Raw genomic sequence first — 16148 nt, forward strand, 5'->3', positions numbered from 1 at the left:
CCCCGGTGGATGTGGAGTATGGCAGCGCGACGCGTGACCGAGCAAGAATTTCCGGAAAACTAACGAGAGCTAAGGTCGGCCCTGCTCTGATGCTCCCGCACCCTTGTCCAGGTCAGCGGAACAGGCGGAAGCGCGGCGGACGTCCGCACTGATCTCTGCGCGATCAGTGCGGACGTCCGCCGAGCGGATTTTTCGGGGAGGTTCCGTAACATGCAAGGCGAGCTGCCGGGCTTCTTGCGCCCGCAGGTCGGGCGTCGCGCCTGGCCAGGCCGCTCATCTTCACCGCGGTGAACACCGCCGCGGCCAGCGCGACGTCGGAGAGCAGCATCAGCCCGATCGCGTACGACCCCTGCACGCCGTGCACCCGGTCTGCTGCTGTTCCCAGGTGATGAGGCGTCCTTGACGTACACCTTCTAGGAGCACGAGCCGGTGCGGTTGACCCCGTGCGTGGAGCGCACCACCTTGTCGTAGGACCAGCGGCCCCGGTAGAAGGCGTCCGCCTCCCGGCCGCCAATCTGGTGCAGGTCCGGTCCCATCCTCGGCCCGGAGCCGGCACGGGTGGCAGGGCCGACCGGCCCGGTGCGCCGGGACGACGGGCCCGGACCGTCGGAACCTGCGCTCAATACCGCGCGCCGCCCAGGGACGCGAAGCGCCGCGCGCCCACCGTCGGGAAGCGCCGCGCGCCGACGGACGCGAAGCGCCGCGCGACGGCGACTACCTCCCCGGAGCACTGCGCCGGCTCACCGACGCGCCGAGCGGCGGGCGCATCCCGGGGACGGCCGTCCACCCGGCGACGGCGTGGTCGATCGGCGGGCCGCCCGGCTATGGTGTCGGCATGCAGGATCGGCACGGCCTTCGCCGCGCCGGCAAGCGGGTGTCGCTGCCGGCGCTGCTGATGCTGACCGTGCTGCTCATGGTGCTCGCCGCGGCCCGGTCCGTCGGGCTGTGCATCGTGTTCCGGTGCGCGCGGCGGGCCGTCCCCGGCTGCGTGCCCGCCTGGTCTGCCGACCGCGCTCCGCCCGGGCTGACGTTCGCCGTCTGAAGCCCGTCCGCCTCCCGCGTCGTACCACGCGGGCCCGTGGCTTGGAGCACCATGCCGACCCTGCATCACGATCGATCCATCCTGCCCCGGTCCGTCGGCGACGGACCACGACCCGTGGCGTACGCCGCGCCGTGGGAGGGGCGACCATGTTGAGTCCCGGCGCGTACGCCCGCCTCGGCCTGCGACATCCCGTCGCCCTGGACCTGGGCACCTCGACGGTGCGGCTGTGGACGCCGACGTCCGGCGCGGTCGTCGCCGAGCCCGCCGTCGTCGCCTGCACGTCGGCCGGCGCCCGGGCCGTCGGGCGTGCCGCCATCGCCCTGCGCGACACCGGTGACGCGAAGCTGCTCTGGCCGGTGCGGCACGGCGTGGTGGCCGACTTCTTCGCCTGCGTGCACCTGCTGCGGGTGGTGGCCGCGGCGAGCGGACGGCCGGGCGACGACGTCTCCCCGGTCGTGGTCGGTGTGCCGGCCACGGCCACGCTGCGGCAGAAGGACCTCCTCGTCACTGCGGTACGCCACGCGTTCGGCGGGCGGGTCGCCACGGTGGAGGAGCCGCTGGCCGCCGCCCTGGCCTGCCGGGCCGATTTCGACGGCGACGACGTGGTCGCCGTCGACATCGGACAGGGGCGCACCGAGATCGCCCACATCGCCGACCGCGCGGTCGAGGCTGCCGAGCGCGTCGACGTGCCCAACGTCCTCGACCAGGTGCCGCTGATCGCCGCCGCGGTCCGACGCCTGGGCGCCCGGCCGGTGTGGCCGGGTCGACGTCGGCTGCTGATCACCGGCGGCGGGGCGACGCACCCCGAACTCGGGGCCCGGCTGGCCGCGCTGACCGGCCGGGTCGTCACGATGCCCGCCGATCCGCACCTGGCCACGCTCGCCGGCCTGCGCCTGCTGCTGACCGGCTGACCCGGGCGGTGCCGCACGGCGTCGTGACGACGGTGCCGTGCGGCCGTCCGCCGCCGCCCACCGGCCGCCCGTCGGGCCGGGACCGACCTTCCCGCACACCTGGAGTTTTCGATGGACGTCGAGCTGACCCCCCTGCCCGGTATCGGGCTGCGCCGCATGTTCACCACCGACGCGGGACTGCGCATCGGGGTCGTGACCCACCACGTCGGCGGCCGGCGTGAGCTGGTCTACCCCGACGGCGACGACCCCGACGCCACCCGCAGCATCACCCTCACCCACGACGAGGCCGTCGTGCTCGCCGGACTGCTGGGCCTGCTCGACGTCCTCGACGTCACCGGGCCCGGCGTCCTCGCGACTACCCCACCCGCGGGCGGGTAAGCCGCCGTCCGGCGGGAGGAGGAGGGGACGTGGGACGAGAGTTCGTGAACTGGTCCGGCAGCCTGTCGTTCACCCCCGCCGAGTACGCCGAGCCCGCGGACGAGGACGAGGTGCGGGCGCTGGTGCGGCGGGCCCGCGAGGCCGGCACGACGCTGCGGCCGGTCGGCTCCGGGCACTCGTCCAGCCCGCTGGTACGCACCGACGGGATCCTCGCCAGCCTCGACCGGCTCGCCGGGGTGATCGCCGACGACGGCGAGCGCGCCACGGTCCACGCCGGCACCAAGCTCAGGACGCTCGGTGAGGGCCTGTACGACGCGGGGCTGGCGATGGACAACCTCGGGGACGTGGACTACCAGTCGATCGCCGGCGCGACCGCCACCGGCACCCACGGCACCGGCCTCGGCTTCGGCAACCTCTCCACCCAGGTGGCCGGCGTCCGGCTGGTCACCGGCACGGGCGAGACGCTGGACGTCAGCGCCGACCACAACCCGGACCTCCTGCCGGCGGCCCGGCTCTCGCTGGGCGCCCTCGGCGTCCTCACCCGGGTCACGCTGGCCGTGCAGCCCCGCTACCAACTGCACCGCCGGTCCTGGTGCGCGCCCGTCGCCTGGACCCTGGACCACCTGGCCGAGTTGCAGCACACCAACCGCAACATGGACTTCTACTGGTATCCCCGCAGCGACCTGACCCAGGTCCGGGTCATGAACCGCGTCGACGAGACGCCGGACGAGCGGGTCTGGCACGCGCCGCGGGTACCGGGCTCGGCGGCCGTGGACGAGCCCCGCGAGGTCCACGTGGCCCCCACCCACCGGGCCATCCCCCGCCACCGGGAGCTGCGGTTCGAGGAGATCGAGTACATGCTGCCGGTGGAGGCGTTCCCGGCCTGCTTCGCGGAGGTGCGGCGGCGCGTCAGGCAACGGCACCGCCGGGTCGCCGGCTGGCGGGTGCTGGTGCGCAGCATCGCCGCCGACGACATCTGGCTCAGCAACGCCTACGGCCGGCCGACCGCGACCATCGCCTGCCTGCAGAACACCTCCCTGCCGTACGAGGAGTACTTCCGGGACATGGAGGCGGTCTTCCGGCAGTACGGCGGCCGACCGCACTGGGGAAAGAAGCACTGGTTGACCGCTCGCGAGCTGCGTCCGCTCTATCCCCGCTGGGACGACTTCCAGGCGTTGCGTCGCCGACTGGACCCGGACGGGGTGTTCCTCACCCCCGACCTGGCCCGGCTGCTCGAGGAGGCGTGATGCCACCCGTCGGCGCGCGGACGTGGGTCGTCCCGGGCGGGCACGTGCCGTTCCCCGGTCACGGCCCCGAACCGGAGCTCACCAGCTTCGACCAGCTGTGCGTGCTCAACGCCACCGACCAGGACACCGAGATCAGCCTGGACGTCTACTACGAGGACGCCGAGCCCGTCGGGCCGTACCGGATCCTGGTCGGGGCACGCCGGATCCGGCACGTACGGATCAACGACCTGATCGACCCGGAGGCGGTCCGCCTCGACCGTCCCTACGGGTGCCTGCTGCGCTCGCCGGTGCCGGTGGTGGTGCAGTTCCTGCGCCAGGACACCCGGCTGCCCGGCGTGGTCGCGCTGACCGGCGTGATGGCCCATCCCGGCTGACGTTCGGCGCGGGGTGAACCGGGTATCCCCGGCCATGCCGATTGCGCGGGACGCAGAGGCGGAGGTGGACTCGCGGCTGCGTCGTACCAGCCGGGAGACCTACCGGCGGTTGCAGACGCACCTACTCCTCGCGGTGCAGGCCGGCCTCGCGGCGGCCCTGGCGTGGGTGGCGGCCCGCGAGGTGCTGGGCAATCAGGACTCGACCTTCGCCCCGGCCGCCGCGGTCGGTGTGATCGCCGCGGCCATCGGCAACCGCACCCGCCGCACCGTCGAGCTGATCGCCGGGGTGGTGCTCGGCATCGCCGTGGGTGACGTGCTGATCGGCCTGCTGGGCACCGGGCCGTGGCAGACCGGTGTCATCGTCTTCCTGGCGATCGCCGTGGCGGTGCTGGTCCGCGGCGGCGGAGCCCTGATGACGCAGGCCGGCGGTACGGGGGTGCTGGTGGCCACCCTCACCCCGAGCAACCCCGACCTGGAACTGCCCCGGACCGTCAACGCGCTGGTCGGCGGAGTGATCGGCCTGCTGGTCGTGCTCGTCATCGTGCCGCTGAACCCGTTGCGGACCGTGCGGCGGGTGGCCGACTCCGCGCTGGACGTCTTCGCCCGCCACCTGACCGCGTCGGCGGAGGCGTTGGCCCGCGGCGACGCCCGCGCGGCCGAGGAGTTGCTCGACCGGATGCGCGCCGCCGAGCCGGAGCTCGACCGGCTCAGCGAGGCCGTCGAGGCCGCCGACGAGGTGGCCCGGTTCTCGCCGCTGCGCTGGCGCCGCCGCCGGGCGCTGCGGGCCTACCGGGACGGCGTGGAGCACATGGAGCGGGCCTTCCGCAACAGCCGCACGCTGGTCCGCCGCATCGGCACCGCCCTGCGTGACGACGAGCCGGTGCCGCCCGGCCTGCCCGCCGCCGTCGAGCGCTACGGCGAGGCGGTACGGATGCTGCACCGCGAGTTCCTGGCGGCCCGGGAGCCCGTCGGCGCGCGGGAGCGGGTGCTGGTGGCGGTCTGGGAGGCCGGTGAGGCGTGCCGCCAGGACATGGGCTTCTCCGGCACCATCGTCGTGTCCCAGCTACGGACCATCGCCAACGACCTGCTGCGCGCCACGGGCGTGCCCCGCGACGAGGCGCGCCGGATGGTGCGCCGGGCCGCCGCCGGATACCGGTGACGGCAGCGGGATCACGCCGAGCCGACGAACTGGCTGACGTGGTAGGCGGTGCTGCGGTTGTCGGGCGTCCTGGTCCACTTCGACACCATGAGGTGCAGGTCGTTGGCCCGCCGGCTGGACCACGGGTGGATGAAGCCGCCGTAGAGGCCCGGCTCCTGCCAGGAGGTGAGCTGGATCCGCTCCGACGTCCAGACCCGGTCCGGCCCGTCCGCCGTGCGCGTGACGATGCACCCGGTGGCGCAGTTGAGGTACGACATCACCCACGTGCCGTCGGCCAGCCGTCGCACCGAGGGCTCGCCGAAACGGCCGGTCAGGATCGGCGTGCACGGGCGGCCCCAGCCCCAGTTGCTGCCGTTCCAACCCCAGCCCTCGTACGACTCGGGGAAGAACAGCCGGTCCCAGCGGACCCGACGCAGCATCATCGGCCCGTGCTGGCGGCCGGCGCGCACCGAGAAGACGTACACCCAGTCCCCGTCGCGCTGCATCGTCCACATCTGGAACGGATCGGTGTTGGTGCCGTTGTTCCACCATTTCAGTGGCGTACGGACGAAGTCGTTGCCGTTGTCGCTGTAGGCGAGCCCGGCGTAGCGCGACCGCCAGTGCGGCCCGGCCGGGCCGGCGGAGTTCCAGTTCTCGATGCTCATGTACGACACGAGCTGGCGGCCGGTCTCGGGAAAGGCGATGCCGTCGTTGGGGATGACGGTCACCTCCCAGAGACCGTCGATGCCGATGCCGTGGTGGCCGTTGTGCATCAGCTCCGGGGCCCGGCCGTTGCCCGCGACGCGGGCGGCGCTGTCGAAGACGATCCCGCCGGCGGCGCCGGGGTGCACGGCGGAGCGCAGCATCACCGGCGAGCGCCAGTCGTTGGGCACCGGCGGGCCCTCGGGCCACGGGGTGTCGAACGTGTCGCCGAACAGGTAACCGATCGAGCCGTTCTCCAGCACGTACGGGATGCCGAGGTCCGTGCCCGCGACCCGCCACCGGTGGTTGGTGTCCAGGTCGGCGCCGGTCAGCCGCTTTTTCCAGGAGGCGGCCCGGGCCGTGCCGGGGGCGAGGACCGGCGCGACGGCCGTGGCCACGCCGGCGGCGGCAACCGTGCCGAGCAGGGAACGGCGTGTGATCATGATGACCGTCCTTGTCGCGAGGGGTCCCGGAAGGCCCCGGACGTGGGGACCGGACCGCAGGCCGGCCACATCGAGTTAACAATGTCGATGTAGGGCTGGAACCTACGGCCAACCGGCCGGCGAGGTCAAGGAGCCCGGACCCGTCGACCACGAAGCCGCACGTGGCGGATTGGACGGGGCGAGCGCGGGCATGACAGGGTGCTGCTGGTGCGCACGGGTGAGAGGTAAGCGTCTGTGGCCGATCCGCATACCGCGTGGTCTTCCGGTGATCCGCAGGCGGTGCTCGACGGTTTCGAGCAGCTGCCCGGATTCGTGTGGATCTTCGAGGGGCCCGAGCTGCGGGTGGTGGCCGCGAACCCGGCCGTGCGCGCCGCCGTCGGCAACCGCAGCGGCCTGATCGGTGAGCCCTTCCGGCGGGCGGTGCCGGAACTCGCGGGCCAGCACATCTTCGAACTGCTCGACCAGGCCCTGCGCGGGGTCCGCTCGCACGGCTACGAGCAGCGCGTCCTGACCGACCGCAACGGCGACGGCAGCCTGACGGAGGCCTTCTACACCTTCGACATGGCGCCGTGGCACAACCCCGACGGCTCGGTGCGTGGGGTGATCGTGCAGGCCGTCGACGCCACTCCCGTGGTGGCCGCCCGGCAGGCCGCCGAGACCGCCGCCGCCACCGCCGAACGTCGCTACCGTCAGGCCGCCGGCCTGGTCCTGGAACTGCAACGCAGCCTCCTGCCCGACATGCTGCCCGTCCTGCCGCGCGTCCAGGTCGCCGCCCACTACCTCGTCGCGAGCAGCGACCTCGTCGCCGGCGGGGACTGGTTCGACGCGGTTCCCCTGCCGGACGGCCGGCTCGCGCTGACCGTCGGCGACGTCGTCGGGCACGGCGCCGCGGCCGCGGCGGCCATGGGGCAGCTCCGTACGGTCGCCCGGCAGGCGTTGCAGTCGGGCGGTGAACTGCCGCAGGTGCTGGCCGTGCTGGACGACTTCGCGGCCCGCGCCGACGTGACCCGGGCGGCCACCACCTGCCTCGCGGTACTCGACCCCGACACGGGGACGCTCGAGGCGGCCAGCCACGGACACCCCGCGCCGCTGGTGATCGGCGCCACCGGCGAGGCCCGGCACCTGCCGCTGACGCCCACGGGACCACTGGGCACCGGAGCCGGCCCCGCCCCGCTGCACGCCCACCGGCTACGGGCCGACGACGTCCTGCTGCTCTACACCGACGGCCTCATCGAACGCCCCCGGCAGAGCCTGCACGACGGCGCCCGCATCCTGGCCGACGCCGCGGCGGCCGCCCGGCGGGCGATACTCGACGCGGCCACCACCATCCCGCAGCGGCTTCCCGACCGCATCTGCACCCTGGTCACGGAACGTCTCGCCCTCGCCGGCGGCGGCTTCGGCGACGACACCACGCTCCTCGCCGCCCACCTCCTGCCGCAACCCCTCGCACCGCTGCACGTGACCCTGCCCGCCGACACGACGGCGCTGCGCCCGATGCGCCGGCACCTGAGCGACTGGCTCGTCCGGATCGGGGCCGGCGAACTCGACGCGAGCGACCTCGTGCACGCCGTGGGGGAGGCCGTCACCAACGCCGTCGACCACGCCTATCCGAGCGGTACGCCGGGGACGTTCACGCTGCACGGCACGCTGGACCACCAGGGCGTCGTGCACGTCACCTGCGCCGACCAGGGGCGGTGGCGCCCACCGGTCGCCGACCCGGGCGGCCGCGGCCGTGGACTGACGATGATCCGCGGGCTCGTCGACCGCGCGGAGGTCCGGCACACCGAGGCCGGCACCACCGTCAGCATGCACCACCACATCGGCCAGGCCACCAACGTCACCACCGTGGCCGCCGCCCAGGCGGCCGGCCCCCACAAGCAGGCCGCCGTCGTGGAGGAGTTCACGGCCGCCGTCGTCGAGACACCGACGGGCCGGGTGCTGCGGGTGCAGGGGCCGGTGGACCTGGTCACCGGCCCTCGGCTGCGCGCCGCGATCATGCAGGCCAGCCGCGGCGGCAGCCTGCCGCTGACCATCGACCTCACCCCGGTCACCCACCTGAGCAGCACCGGCGTGCGGATCCTGCACGAGGTCGCCCGGATCGTCGCGCAGCTGCGCGTCACCGCCACCCCGCAGAGCCCGGCCCACGCCGTACTGGAACTGACCGGGCTGCGTCACCTCCTGCCGGAGGCCGCCGCGAACGGAAGCGACGACGGGTTCCACCGGTAGCCCGGACCCCGGCGCGGAAGAATCTTCGAGCGGGGTGTCCAATCGGCCGTCTCCCGTCCGTAGTGATGTCGTACGGCGTCGCCCGGCACGGAAGAGGCGACGCGACACGGAGGGGAGTCGGATCGTGAAGTACATGTTGCTCATCAACGCCGGTGCGGTCGGCGAGGACGGCGGGGCCGCCGGCTGCGACGTCGGCGACTGGATGGCGTACGACAAGCAGGTGCGCGAGGCGGGGATCCTGGTCTCCGGCGAGTCGCTGGCGGACCTGGTCACCGCCACCACCGTGCGGGTCGGCCAGGACGGCAGGCGGACCGTCACGGACGGGCCGTTCGCCGAGACCCGCGAGATCCTCGGCGGCTTCTACGTGATCGACGTGCCGGACCTCGACGTCGCGCTCGACTGGGCGGCGCGCTGCCCCGGCGCGCGCGGGGGCGGCTCCGTCGTGGTCCGGCCGGTCGCCGAGTTCGGGGGCTGAGCGCGGTGGGCGGAGCGCCCGCCGACACCGGGGGGACGGGCGAGGCGCCGGCGGCGGTCGTGGAGGCGGTGTTCCGTGAGGAACGCGGCCGGCTGCTGGCGGCGCTCGTCCGCCGCTTCGGCGACCTCGACCTGGCCGAGGAGGTCACCTCCGAGGCCGTCGAGGCGGCGCTGACGCGGTGGCCGGTCGACGGCGTTCCGCCCAAACCCGGCGCCTGGCTGATGACCACGGCGCGCCGCCGGGCGGTCGACCGGCTGCGCCGGGACCAGGCCCTCGCCGCGCGGCTGGCCATCCTCCAGGCGGAGGCGGACCGGGCGGAGCCCGCCCCCGCCCCGGTGCCGGGCGGTGAGCTGCCGGACGAGCGGCTCCAGCTCTTCTTCACCTGCGCGCACCCGGCGCTCGCGGCCGAGGACCACGGGGCGCTGACCCTGCGTTACCTGGCGGGCCTGACCACGCCCGAGGTGGCCCGCGCCTTCCTCGTTCCGACGGCGACGATGGCCAAGCGGATTACCCGGGCGAAGAAGAAGATCCACGAGGCCCGGATCCCGTTCCGCGTGCCCGGCGCGCGGGAGCTGCCGCAGCGGCTGCCGGGAGTGCTCCAGGCGGTGTATTCGATCTTCACGGAGGGCTATGCCGCCAGCGGGGGCCCGTGCCTGCAACGGCTCGACCTCGCCGAGGAGGCCATCCGGCTGGCCCGGATCCTGCGCCGGCTGCTGCCCGCCGGACGGGAGGTCGCCGGGCTGCTCGCGCTCATGCTGCTGATCCACGCCCGCCGCGACGCCCGCACCGGCCCGGACGACGAGCTGGTGCTGCTCGACGAGCAGGACCGTGGCCGCTGGGACCGCCGCATGATCGCCGAGGGCCTCGACCTGGTGCCCGTCGCGCTGACCGGCGGCCCACCCGGCCCGTACGGCGTGCAGGCCGCGATCGCCGCCCTGCACGTCGAGGCGGCGGACCTCGCCACCACCGACTGGCCGCAGATCGTCGCGCTCTACGACGTGCTGCTCGCACTCGCGCCGTCCCCGGTCGTCGCGCTGAACCGGGCCGCGGCGGTGGCGATGCGCGACGGCCCGGAGGCGGGCCTGGCGCTGCTGGACGAGCTGGCCGACGAGCCGCTGCTGCGGGGCCACCATCCCTACCCGGCGGCCCGGGCCGACCTGCTGCACCGCCTCGGCCGGCACGCCGACGCCGCCGAGGCGTACCGGGAGGCGCTCGGCCTGGCCGGCACCGAACCCGAGCGGGCCCTGCTGCGCCGCCGGCTGGACGCGATCGAGCGGCCCCACGCGTCGGGGACGTGACGGCACCCGCCGCGACGCCGTCGGCCCGCCGGGTGTCGAGCCGACCGCCGACGGGGTGCTAACGCGGGCTCCGGCGACCCGCGTGCCGTCGGGTCGGCACGCCAGGGGCGCTCACCGGGCGGCGACCGCCAGCACGCCCCGGTCCAGGACGACCCGCCCGGTCCCGTCGGTGGCGCGGAAGACGACGCCGTACGGGCGCCGCCAGGCGTGCACCGTCAGGGTGTCGCCGGGGTGCAGCGGGGCGTTGAAGCGGGCGCGGACGTGCCGGACGCGCGTCGGGTCGTCACCGACGAGGGGCAGCAGGAGCCGGCCGGCGAAGCCGAAGGTGCACAGGCCGTGCAGGATCGGGCGGGGCAGCCCGGCCCGACCGGCGACGGCCGGGTCGGAGTGCAGCGGGTTGCGGTCGCCGCTGAGTCGGTAGAGCAGCGCCTGGTCCGGGCGGATGGTGGTGACGATCCGGTGCTCGGGCGGATCGGTCGGCGGGTGCCAGAGGGCGGGCCGGGCGCGACGCCCGCCGAATCCGCCGGCACCGATGACGAACATCGCCCGGCGTACGGTGCCCAGGACCGTGCCCGTCGGGTCGCGGAGCCGGGAGACCTGCTCGACCAGGGCGCCGCTGCCCTGGTCGTGCAGCGCGGTCACGGCGGCGGTGGTGTGCACCCGCCCGGCCGGTGGCAGAGGGCGGAACAGGGTCAGCGCCTCCTCGGCGTGCCGGATCGCGGTGAGCTCGCCCAGGGGCGGCGGGTCGGCGGCGAGCACGCTGGCGAAGGTCGGCAGCACCCGCTGCGGGCGGCCGGTGGAGTTCTCGGTGGTGAGGTGGAGCTCCGCCGCCGGGTCGCGTTGTCCCGCCCCGACCCCGAGGGCGTAGAGCATCGTCTCGGTCGGGGTCCACACCCGGTCCAGCGAGGTGCGCAGTCCGACGAGATTACTGACCGTAGTCGGCGCGGTTCCCCGTCGGGCCGACGGCCGACCCGGTCGGTCGGCATGGGCCCCTTTGTCCAGCGTGTTCATCGGGCTCCCGGTTTGTTCGACTCGTCGGCTGGCGATGATCGACGGCTACTGTCTGTTGCAGGAAGGTGAGGCCGAATCTCTTGACTGCGCACGCCGTCCGGCAGTAGCGTCCCATATTAAGCAACGGTAACCATAATATGAGCCGCTAGGTATCTGGGGTAGCCATGAGAATGCGAGCATTGCGCGCTGCGGTAGCAGCCCTGCTGGTGACCGCCGCCGTTGCGGCATGCGCGGAGAACCAGAGCCCGACCGAGTCCGGCGGCGGCGAGGCGGCCCCTTCGGTGGCGGTCAACTTCGGCGTCGGCGTCGACCCGGCGTACTCCCCGATCTACCTCGCCGACCAGGAGAAGCTGTTCCAGGCCAACGGCCTGAACGTCACCGTCACCCAGTTCCAGGAGGGCACCGGTGGCCTCGACGCGATCCTGGCCAAGCAGGGCCAGTTCACGGCGAGCACCGAGTCGAGCCTGCTGAACCGGGCCACCCGGGGCGACATCAAGGGCCTGGCCGTCTTCTCGCAGTCGCCCAGCTTCATCAAGCTCGTGGCGCGCTCCGGCGTCAGCGACGTGGCGGGCATCAAGAAGTACGGCGTCGTCCCCGGCACGGTCAACGAGTACGCCACCAACAAGGTCCTCGCGGCGCGCGGGATCAGCCGGGAGTCCGTCGAGTTCGTCAACGCCTCTCCCGCCGAGATGCCGGCCCTGCTGCAACGCGGCGACGTGGACGGCTACATCATGTGGGAGCCGTGGCCGTCGCGCGGCGTCGCCAACGGCGGCAAGGTCCTGCTGACCAGCGGCGACATCGGCTACGTCTACAACCTGGTGATCGGCGTCGACGGCGCCTGGTACGAGGCCAACAAGGAGACCGCCAAGAAGGTCGTGCAGACCATCGGCCAGGCGTGCGAGCAGCTCACCCAGGACCCGGCCAAGGCGGGCACGGTCACCGAGAAGGCCATCAAGGTGCCGGCGAAGGAGGCCCAGACGCTGCTGGAGGGCGTCCAGTGCCAGGTCCGTGACTTCACCGACGACGACCTCAAGCGCTACGGCGAGATCGCCCAGTTCCAGCAGGACAGCAAGATCGTCACCCAGAAGGCGGACCCGGCGACCGTCATGGTCAAGGGGGTGGCGTGACAGTCAACGGCACCGCCCCCGCCACGACCCCCGCCGGCCGACCCGCCAGCCGCGCCGGCTCCCCGATCCGCATCAGCGACGTCGACATCCGCTTCGGCGAGTTCGTCGCCGTCCGCGGCGCGAGCCTCGACATCGCCGCCGGTGAGCTCGTCTGCCTGCTCGGTCCGAGTGGCTGCGGCAAGTCCACGCTGCTCAACGCGGTCGCCGGGTTCGTCCGCCCGGCGGCCGGCGAGGTGACCTGCGGCGGCGAGCCGGTGACCGGGCCCGACGTGTCGCGGGGCGTGGTCTTCCAGAGTGCTGAGGCGCTGTTCCCCTGGCTGACCGTACGCCAGAACGTCGCCTTCGGCCCGCAGATGCGCGGCGTGCCGAAGGCCCAGCGCGACGCGGTCGTCGAGCGGTACCTGGCGATGGTCGGCCTCGCGCACAGCGCCGAGCGGTTCCCCGAGCAGCTCTCCGGCGGCATGCGCCAGCGGGCCCAGCTGGCCCGGGTCCTGGCCAACGACCCCTCGGTCGTGCTGATGGACGAGCCGTTCGGCGCGCTGGACGCCCAGACCCGGCTGGTGATGCAGGTCGAACTCGACCGGATCTGGCGCGAGACCGGCGCCACGATCGTCTTCGTCACCCACGACATCGGCGAGGCGATCCTCCTCGGCGACCGGATCGTCACGATGACCGCGGGACCGTCGGCGGCCATCAAGAAGGACTACCGCTGCGACCTGCCCCGGCCCCGCGACCTGACCGACCCGGCCTGCGCGGCGCTCTTCCGGGAGCTGCGCGAGGACATCGGCGCCGAGGTGGCCCGGACGCTGCGCGCCCAGGGACTCGACGACGGCCACGACGGCCGGCCCGGCGCCGACCACACGAACGACGACCGGACGGAGGGGCGATGACAGTCGAGGCACCCACCGTTCCCGACCGCACCAGGGCGTCGGCGACGACCGCCCCCCGCCGCAACCGCTGGCCCCGGCTGACCCGGATCGGGCTGTCGGTCCTGTCGGTGCTGCTCGGCGTGCTGATCTGGGACCTGGTCAGCCGCAACTACACGGCTTTCTTCCTGCCCTCGCCGCGGCTCACCCTCGACGGCGCGGTCGAACTGATCCGCGACGGCACCCTGTGGGACTCGGTCAGCGCGTCCTCGACCCGCATCCTCACCGGCTGGCTGCTCGGCGTGCTCGTCGGCGTACCGATGGGTCTGCTGATGGGTTGCATCCCCTGGCTGCGGCTGATGCTCGACCCCTACATCCAGTTCTTCCGCTTCGTGCCACCGATCGCCTTCGTCACCCTGGCCATCATCTGGCTCGGGCCGGGGGAGGCGTCGAAGGTGGCGCTGATCTTCTACACCACCGTCTTCATCGTCGCCCTCAACACCCTGGCCGGGGTGCTGTCGGTCAACGAGATCCGGATGCGGGCGGCCCGCGCGCTCGGCGCCGGTCCCGTACGCAGCCTCGTCTCGGTCGTGCTGCCGTCGACCGTGCCGCACGTGGTCACCGGGGCCCGGCTGGCGATGGGCAACTCGTTCCTGACGATCGTCTCCGCCGAGATCGTCGCCGCCCAGAGCGGCCTGGGATCGCTGATCTGGACGGCGCGGAACTACGCCAAGACGGAGTGGGTCTTCGTGGGCATCATCGCCCTGGGCCTGCTCGGCTACCTCTTCGACTGGATCCTGCGTCTGGTCACGGGACGGACCCTGCGCCGCTACGGCGTCACGTTCTAGCGGCCCGACCCGTCGCCGACGCCATCCACCCCCTATCCGAAAGGCTCGCCATGCTCTGCATCGGCGTCGACATCGGTGGCACCTTCACCGACGTCATCGTCTACGAGCCGGCCACCGCCCGGCTCGCCGAGGCCAAGACCCTCTCCACGCCGCACGATCCGGCGGCGGCGATCTTCGAGGGTCTCGCCAAGCTCGGTGTCAGCCTGGACACGGTCGACCGGTTCGTGCACGGCACCACCCGGGTGACCAACGCGCTCCTCGAAGGCTCCGGCGAGCCGGTGTCCGTCCTGGCCACCGAGGGCTTCCGGGACGTGCTGGAGATGGGCCTCGGACACCGGCCCCGCCTCTACAGCGTCAAGGAGAGCGCCCGGCCGCCGCTCGTCGCGCGCCGGCACCGGCACGTGCTGCGCGAACGCATCGGCGCCGACGGCCGCGTCGTCCGGCCGCTGGACACCGACGAACTGGACGAGGCACTCGACCGGGTGGCCGCCGCCGGTCCCCGCGCGGTGGCGGTCTGCCTGCTGCACTCCTACCGCAACCCCGCCCACGAGCGGGCCGCGGCGCGACGGCTGGCGGAGCGGTACCCCGACCTGGTCTGCACCGTCTCCTCCGACGTGGTGCCGGAGCAGGGCGAGTACGAGCGGTTCGCCACCACCGTGCTCAACGCCAGCGTGCGGGCGACCGTCGCCGACTACCTGCGCGGCCTCGGCGACGCCCTCGCCGACGGCGGTTACGCCCACCCACTGTCGATCATGACGAGCAGCGGCGGTGTCGTCTCCACCGAGGAGGCCGGGCGGCTGCCGATCAACCTCGCCCTCTCGGGGCCCGCCGGCGGGGTCGCGGCCACCGTGCACCTGGCCTCGCTCGCCGGCTACCCGAACGTCATCACCTGCGACATCGGCGGCACCAGCACGGACGTCTGCCTGATCAAGAACGGCGCCCCGTTGATGACCAACGACGGGAAGATCGCCGGCTACCCGAACCGCACCTTCCAGGTCGAGATCAACACCATCGGCGCCGGCGGCGGCTCGATCGCCTGGCGCGACCTGGGCGGGGAACTGCGCGTCGGACCGCGCAGCGCCGGATCGACCCCCGGCCCGGCGGCGTACGGCCGGGGCGGCACCGAGCCGACCACCACCGACGCGCACCTGCTCGTCGGCCACCTCGACCCGCGGGAGAGCCTGGGTGGGGAGGTGCCACTCGACCTCGACGCGGCCCGCGCCGCCCTGGCCGGGCTGGCCGGCACGTTCGGTCTCGACGAGCTGGACCTGGCGCACGGCATCCTCACCCTCGCCACGGTCAAGATGACCAGCGCGATCAAGGAGATCTCCGTCGCCTGCGGCCACGACCCGCGCGACTTCGTGCTGATGCCCTTCGGCGGCGCCGGCCCGATGCACGCCACCGACCTCGCCGACGAACTCGGCATCCGCCGGGTCCTGGTCCCGCCGGTGCCGGGCAATTTCTCCGCGCTGGGCTTCGTCACCGCCCAGGCCCGCCACGACTACGTGCGTACCGTGCTGGTGCCGGCCGACGAGGACGGCCTGGCTGCCGTCCGGGCGGCCATGGCCGACCTGCGCGACGCCGCCCTGGCCCAACTCAAGGCCGAGGACGGCGTGGAGCCCGACCAGGTCAGCTTCGGCCTGTCGGTCGGCATGCGGTTCAAGGGCCAGAGCTTCGACCTCGCCGTCGCCCTGGCCGAACTGCCGGCCGACGCCGACGACCTGGTCACGGCCTTCCACGCCGCCTACGCCGAGCGGTACGCCTACACCCGCTCCGACCACCCCGCCGAGATCGTCAACTGCCGGCTCACCGCGTTCGGGCCACGCCCGGCGGTGCGCTTCGCCGCCCCGACCGGCGGCCCGGCGGAGCCCGGCCGGACCCGTCTCTACCGCCCGGGCGGCTGGGTCGAGGCGACCGTGTGGCGGCGCGCCGACCTGGGCCCCGACTCCGTCGTCGCCGGCCCCGCCGTCGTGCGGGAGAACGGCAGCACCACCGTCGTCGGCGGCGGATGGACCGCCACGGTCGACGACCACGGAAACCTGCTGCTGACCAAGGAGTGATC

General features: G+C 73.6%; 17 protein-coding genes. 13 read left to right on the top strand and 4 right to left on the bottom strand.

The features are described from left to right. Positions 1-163: 163 nt before the first annotated feature. Both DER29_RS16315 and DER29_RS35960 read right to left on the bottom strand, forming a co-directional pair. Positions 164-364, bottom strand: coding sequence for a hypothetical protein (locus DER29_RS16315; protein ID WP_121398102.1), 201 nt, complete (start codon positions 362-364; stop codon positions 164-166). Positions 365-413: 49 nt separating this feature from the next. Beyond that, the gene (locus tag DER29_RS35960) at positions 414-536 is read right to left on the bottom strand and encodes a hypothetical protein (RefSeq protein ID WP_255421062.1); all 123 of its coding nucleotides are present in this window, start codon (positions 534-536) and stop codon (positions 414-416) included. Positions 537-835: 299 nt separating this feature from the next. Here DER29_RS35960 and DER29_RS16320 point away from each other — a divergent pair, with 299 nt between their 5' ends. From DER29_RS16320 to DER29_RS16345, 6 genes are all read left to right on the top strand, one after another. Next, a complete protein-coding gene (locus DER29_RS16320) occupies positions 836-1042 on the top strand; it encodes a hypothetical protein (RefSeq protein WP_121398103.1) in 207 nt (68 codons plus the stop codon). Positions 1043-1188: 146 nt separating this feature from the next. After that, on the top strand, positions 1189-1953 hold the full coding sequence (locus DER29_RS16325; protein ID WP_121398104.1) for a rod shape-determining protein: 765 nt from the start codon (positions 1189-1191) through the stop codon (positions 1951-1953). A 111-nt stretch (positions 1954-2064) separates the two neighbouring features. Further along, a complete protein-coding gene (locus DER29_RS16330; RefSeq protein WP_121398105.1) occupies positions 2065-2331 on the top strand; it encodes a potassium transporter TrkA in 267 nt (88 codons plus the stop codon). Between the two features lie 29 nt (positions 2332-2360). Next, positions 2361-3578 carry a D-arabinono-1,4-lactone oxidase gene (locus tag DER29_RS16335; RefSeq protein ID WP_121398106.1) on the top strand — a complete coding sequence of 406 codons (1218 nt, stop codon included), beginning with the start codon at positions 2361-2363 and terminating at the stop codon, positions 3576-3578. Next, positions 3578-3952, top strand: coding sequence for a sensory rhodopsin transducer (locus tag DER29_RS16340; protein ID WP_233599846.1), 375 nt, complete (start codon positions 3578-3580; stop codon positions 3950-3952). Before DER29_RS16335 ends, DER29_RS16340 begins: the two co-directional genes overlap by 1 nt. A gap of 34 nt (positions 3953-3986) precedes the next feature. Then, the gene (locus tag DER29_RS16345; RefSeq protein ID WP_121398108.1) at positions 3987-5111 is read left to right on the top strand and encodes an aromatic acid exporter family protein; all 1125 of its coding nucleotides are present in this window, start codon (positions 3987-3989) and stop codon (positions 5109-5111) included. Between the two features lie 11 nt (positions 5112-5122). Here DER29_RS16345 and DER29_RS16350 read toward each other — a convergent pair whose 3' ends face one another. Continuing rightward, a complete protein-coding gene (locus DER29_RS16350; RefSeq protein ID WP_121399278.1) occupies positions 5123-6238 on the bottom strand; it encodes a DUF4185 domain-containing protein in 1116 nt (371 codons plus the stop codon). Between the two features lie 231 nt (positions 6239-6469). Here DER29_RS16350 and DER29_RS16355 point away from each other — a divergent pair, with 231 nt between their 5' ends. The 3 genes from DER29_RS16355 to DER29_RS16365 all read left to right on the top strand — a co-directional run bounded on the left by DER29_RS16355 (position 6470) and on the right by DER29_RS16365 (position 10234). After that, a complete protein-coding gene (locus tag DER29_RS16355; RefSeq protein ID WP_121398109.1) occupies positions 6470-8461 on the top strand; it encodes a SpoIIE family protein phosphatase in 1992 nt (663 codons plus the stop codon). Between the two features lie 133 nt (positions 8462-8594). Continuing rightward, positions 8595-8936 (top strand): YciI family protein, encoded by a 342-nt coding sequence (locus DER29_RS16360; RefSeq protein WP_233600068.1) that lies wholly within the window; start codon positions 8595-8597, stop codon positions 8934-8936. A gap of 5 nt (positions 8937-8941) precedes the next feature. Beyond that, complete coding sequence (locus DER29_RS16365) at positions 8942-10234, top strand: RNA polymerase sigma factor (RefSeq protein ID WP_121398111.1); 1293 nt, start codon at positions 8942-8944, stop codon at positions 10232-10234. 111 nt (positions 10235-10345) lie between these two features. Here the strand turns inward: DER29_RS16365 and DER29_RS16370 are convergent, their stop codons facing one another. Beyond that, on the bottom strand, positions 10346-11128 hold the full coding sequence (locus DER29_RS16370; protein ID WP_233599847.1) for a MaoC/PaaZ C-terminal domain-containing protein: 783 nt from the start codon (positions 11126-11128) through the stop codon (positions 10346-10348). Positions 11129-11415: 287 nt separating this feature from the next. On the opposite strand from DER29_RS16370, the gene DER29_RS16375 reads away from it, so the two are divergent. The 4 genes from DER29_RS16375 to DER29_RS16390 are packed head-to-tail and all read left to right on the top strand — an operon-like array spanning position 11416 to position 16146. Continuing rightward, positions 11416-12372 carry an ABC transporter substrate-binding protein gene (locus DER29_RS16375; protein WP_233600069.1) on the top strand — a complete coding sequence of 319 codons (957 nt, stop codon included), beginning with the start codon at positions 11416-11418 and terminating at the stop codon, positions 12370-12372. Continuing rightward, positions 12369-13262 (top strand): ABC transporter ATP-binding protein, encoded by an 894-nt coding sequence (locus tag DER29_RS16380; RefSeq protein ID WP_199729328.1) that lies wholly within the window; start codon positions 12369-12371, stop codon positions 13260-13262. The genes DER29_RS16375 and DER29_RS16380 overlap by 4 nt, the downstream gene beginning before the upstream one ends. Beyond that, positions 13259-14086, top strand: a complete 828-nt coding sequence (locus tag DER29_RS16385) for an ABC transporter permease (RefSeq protein ID WP_121398114.1) — start codon at positions 13259-13261, stop codon at positions 14084-14086. Before DER29_RS16380 ends, DER29_RS16385 begins: the two co-directional genes overlap by 4 nt. 50 nt (positions 14087-14136) lie before the next feature. Further along, positions 14137-16146 (top strand): hydantoinase/oxoprolinase family protein, encoded by a 2010-nt coding sequence (locus DER29_RS16390; protein WP_121398115.1) that lies wholly within the window; start codon positions 14137-14139, stop codon positions 16144-16146. The last annotated feature ends 2 nt before the right edge of the window (positions 16147-16148 follow it).

The organism is Micromonospora sp. M71_S20 (assembly GCF_003664255.1).
Lineage (GTDB): Bacteria > Actinomycetota > Actinomycetes > Mycobacteriales > Micromonosporaceae > Micromonospora.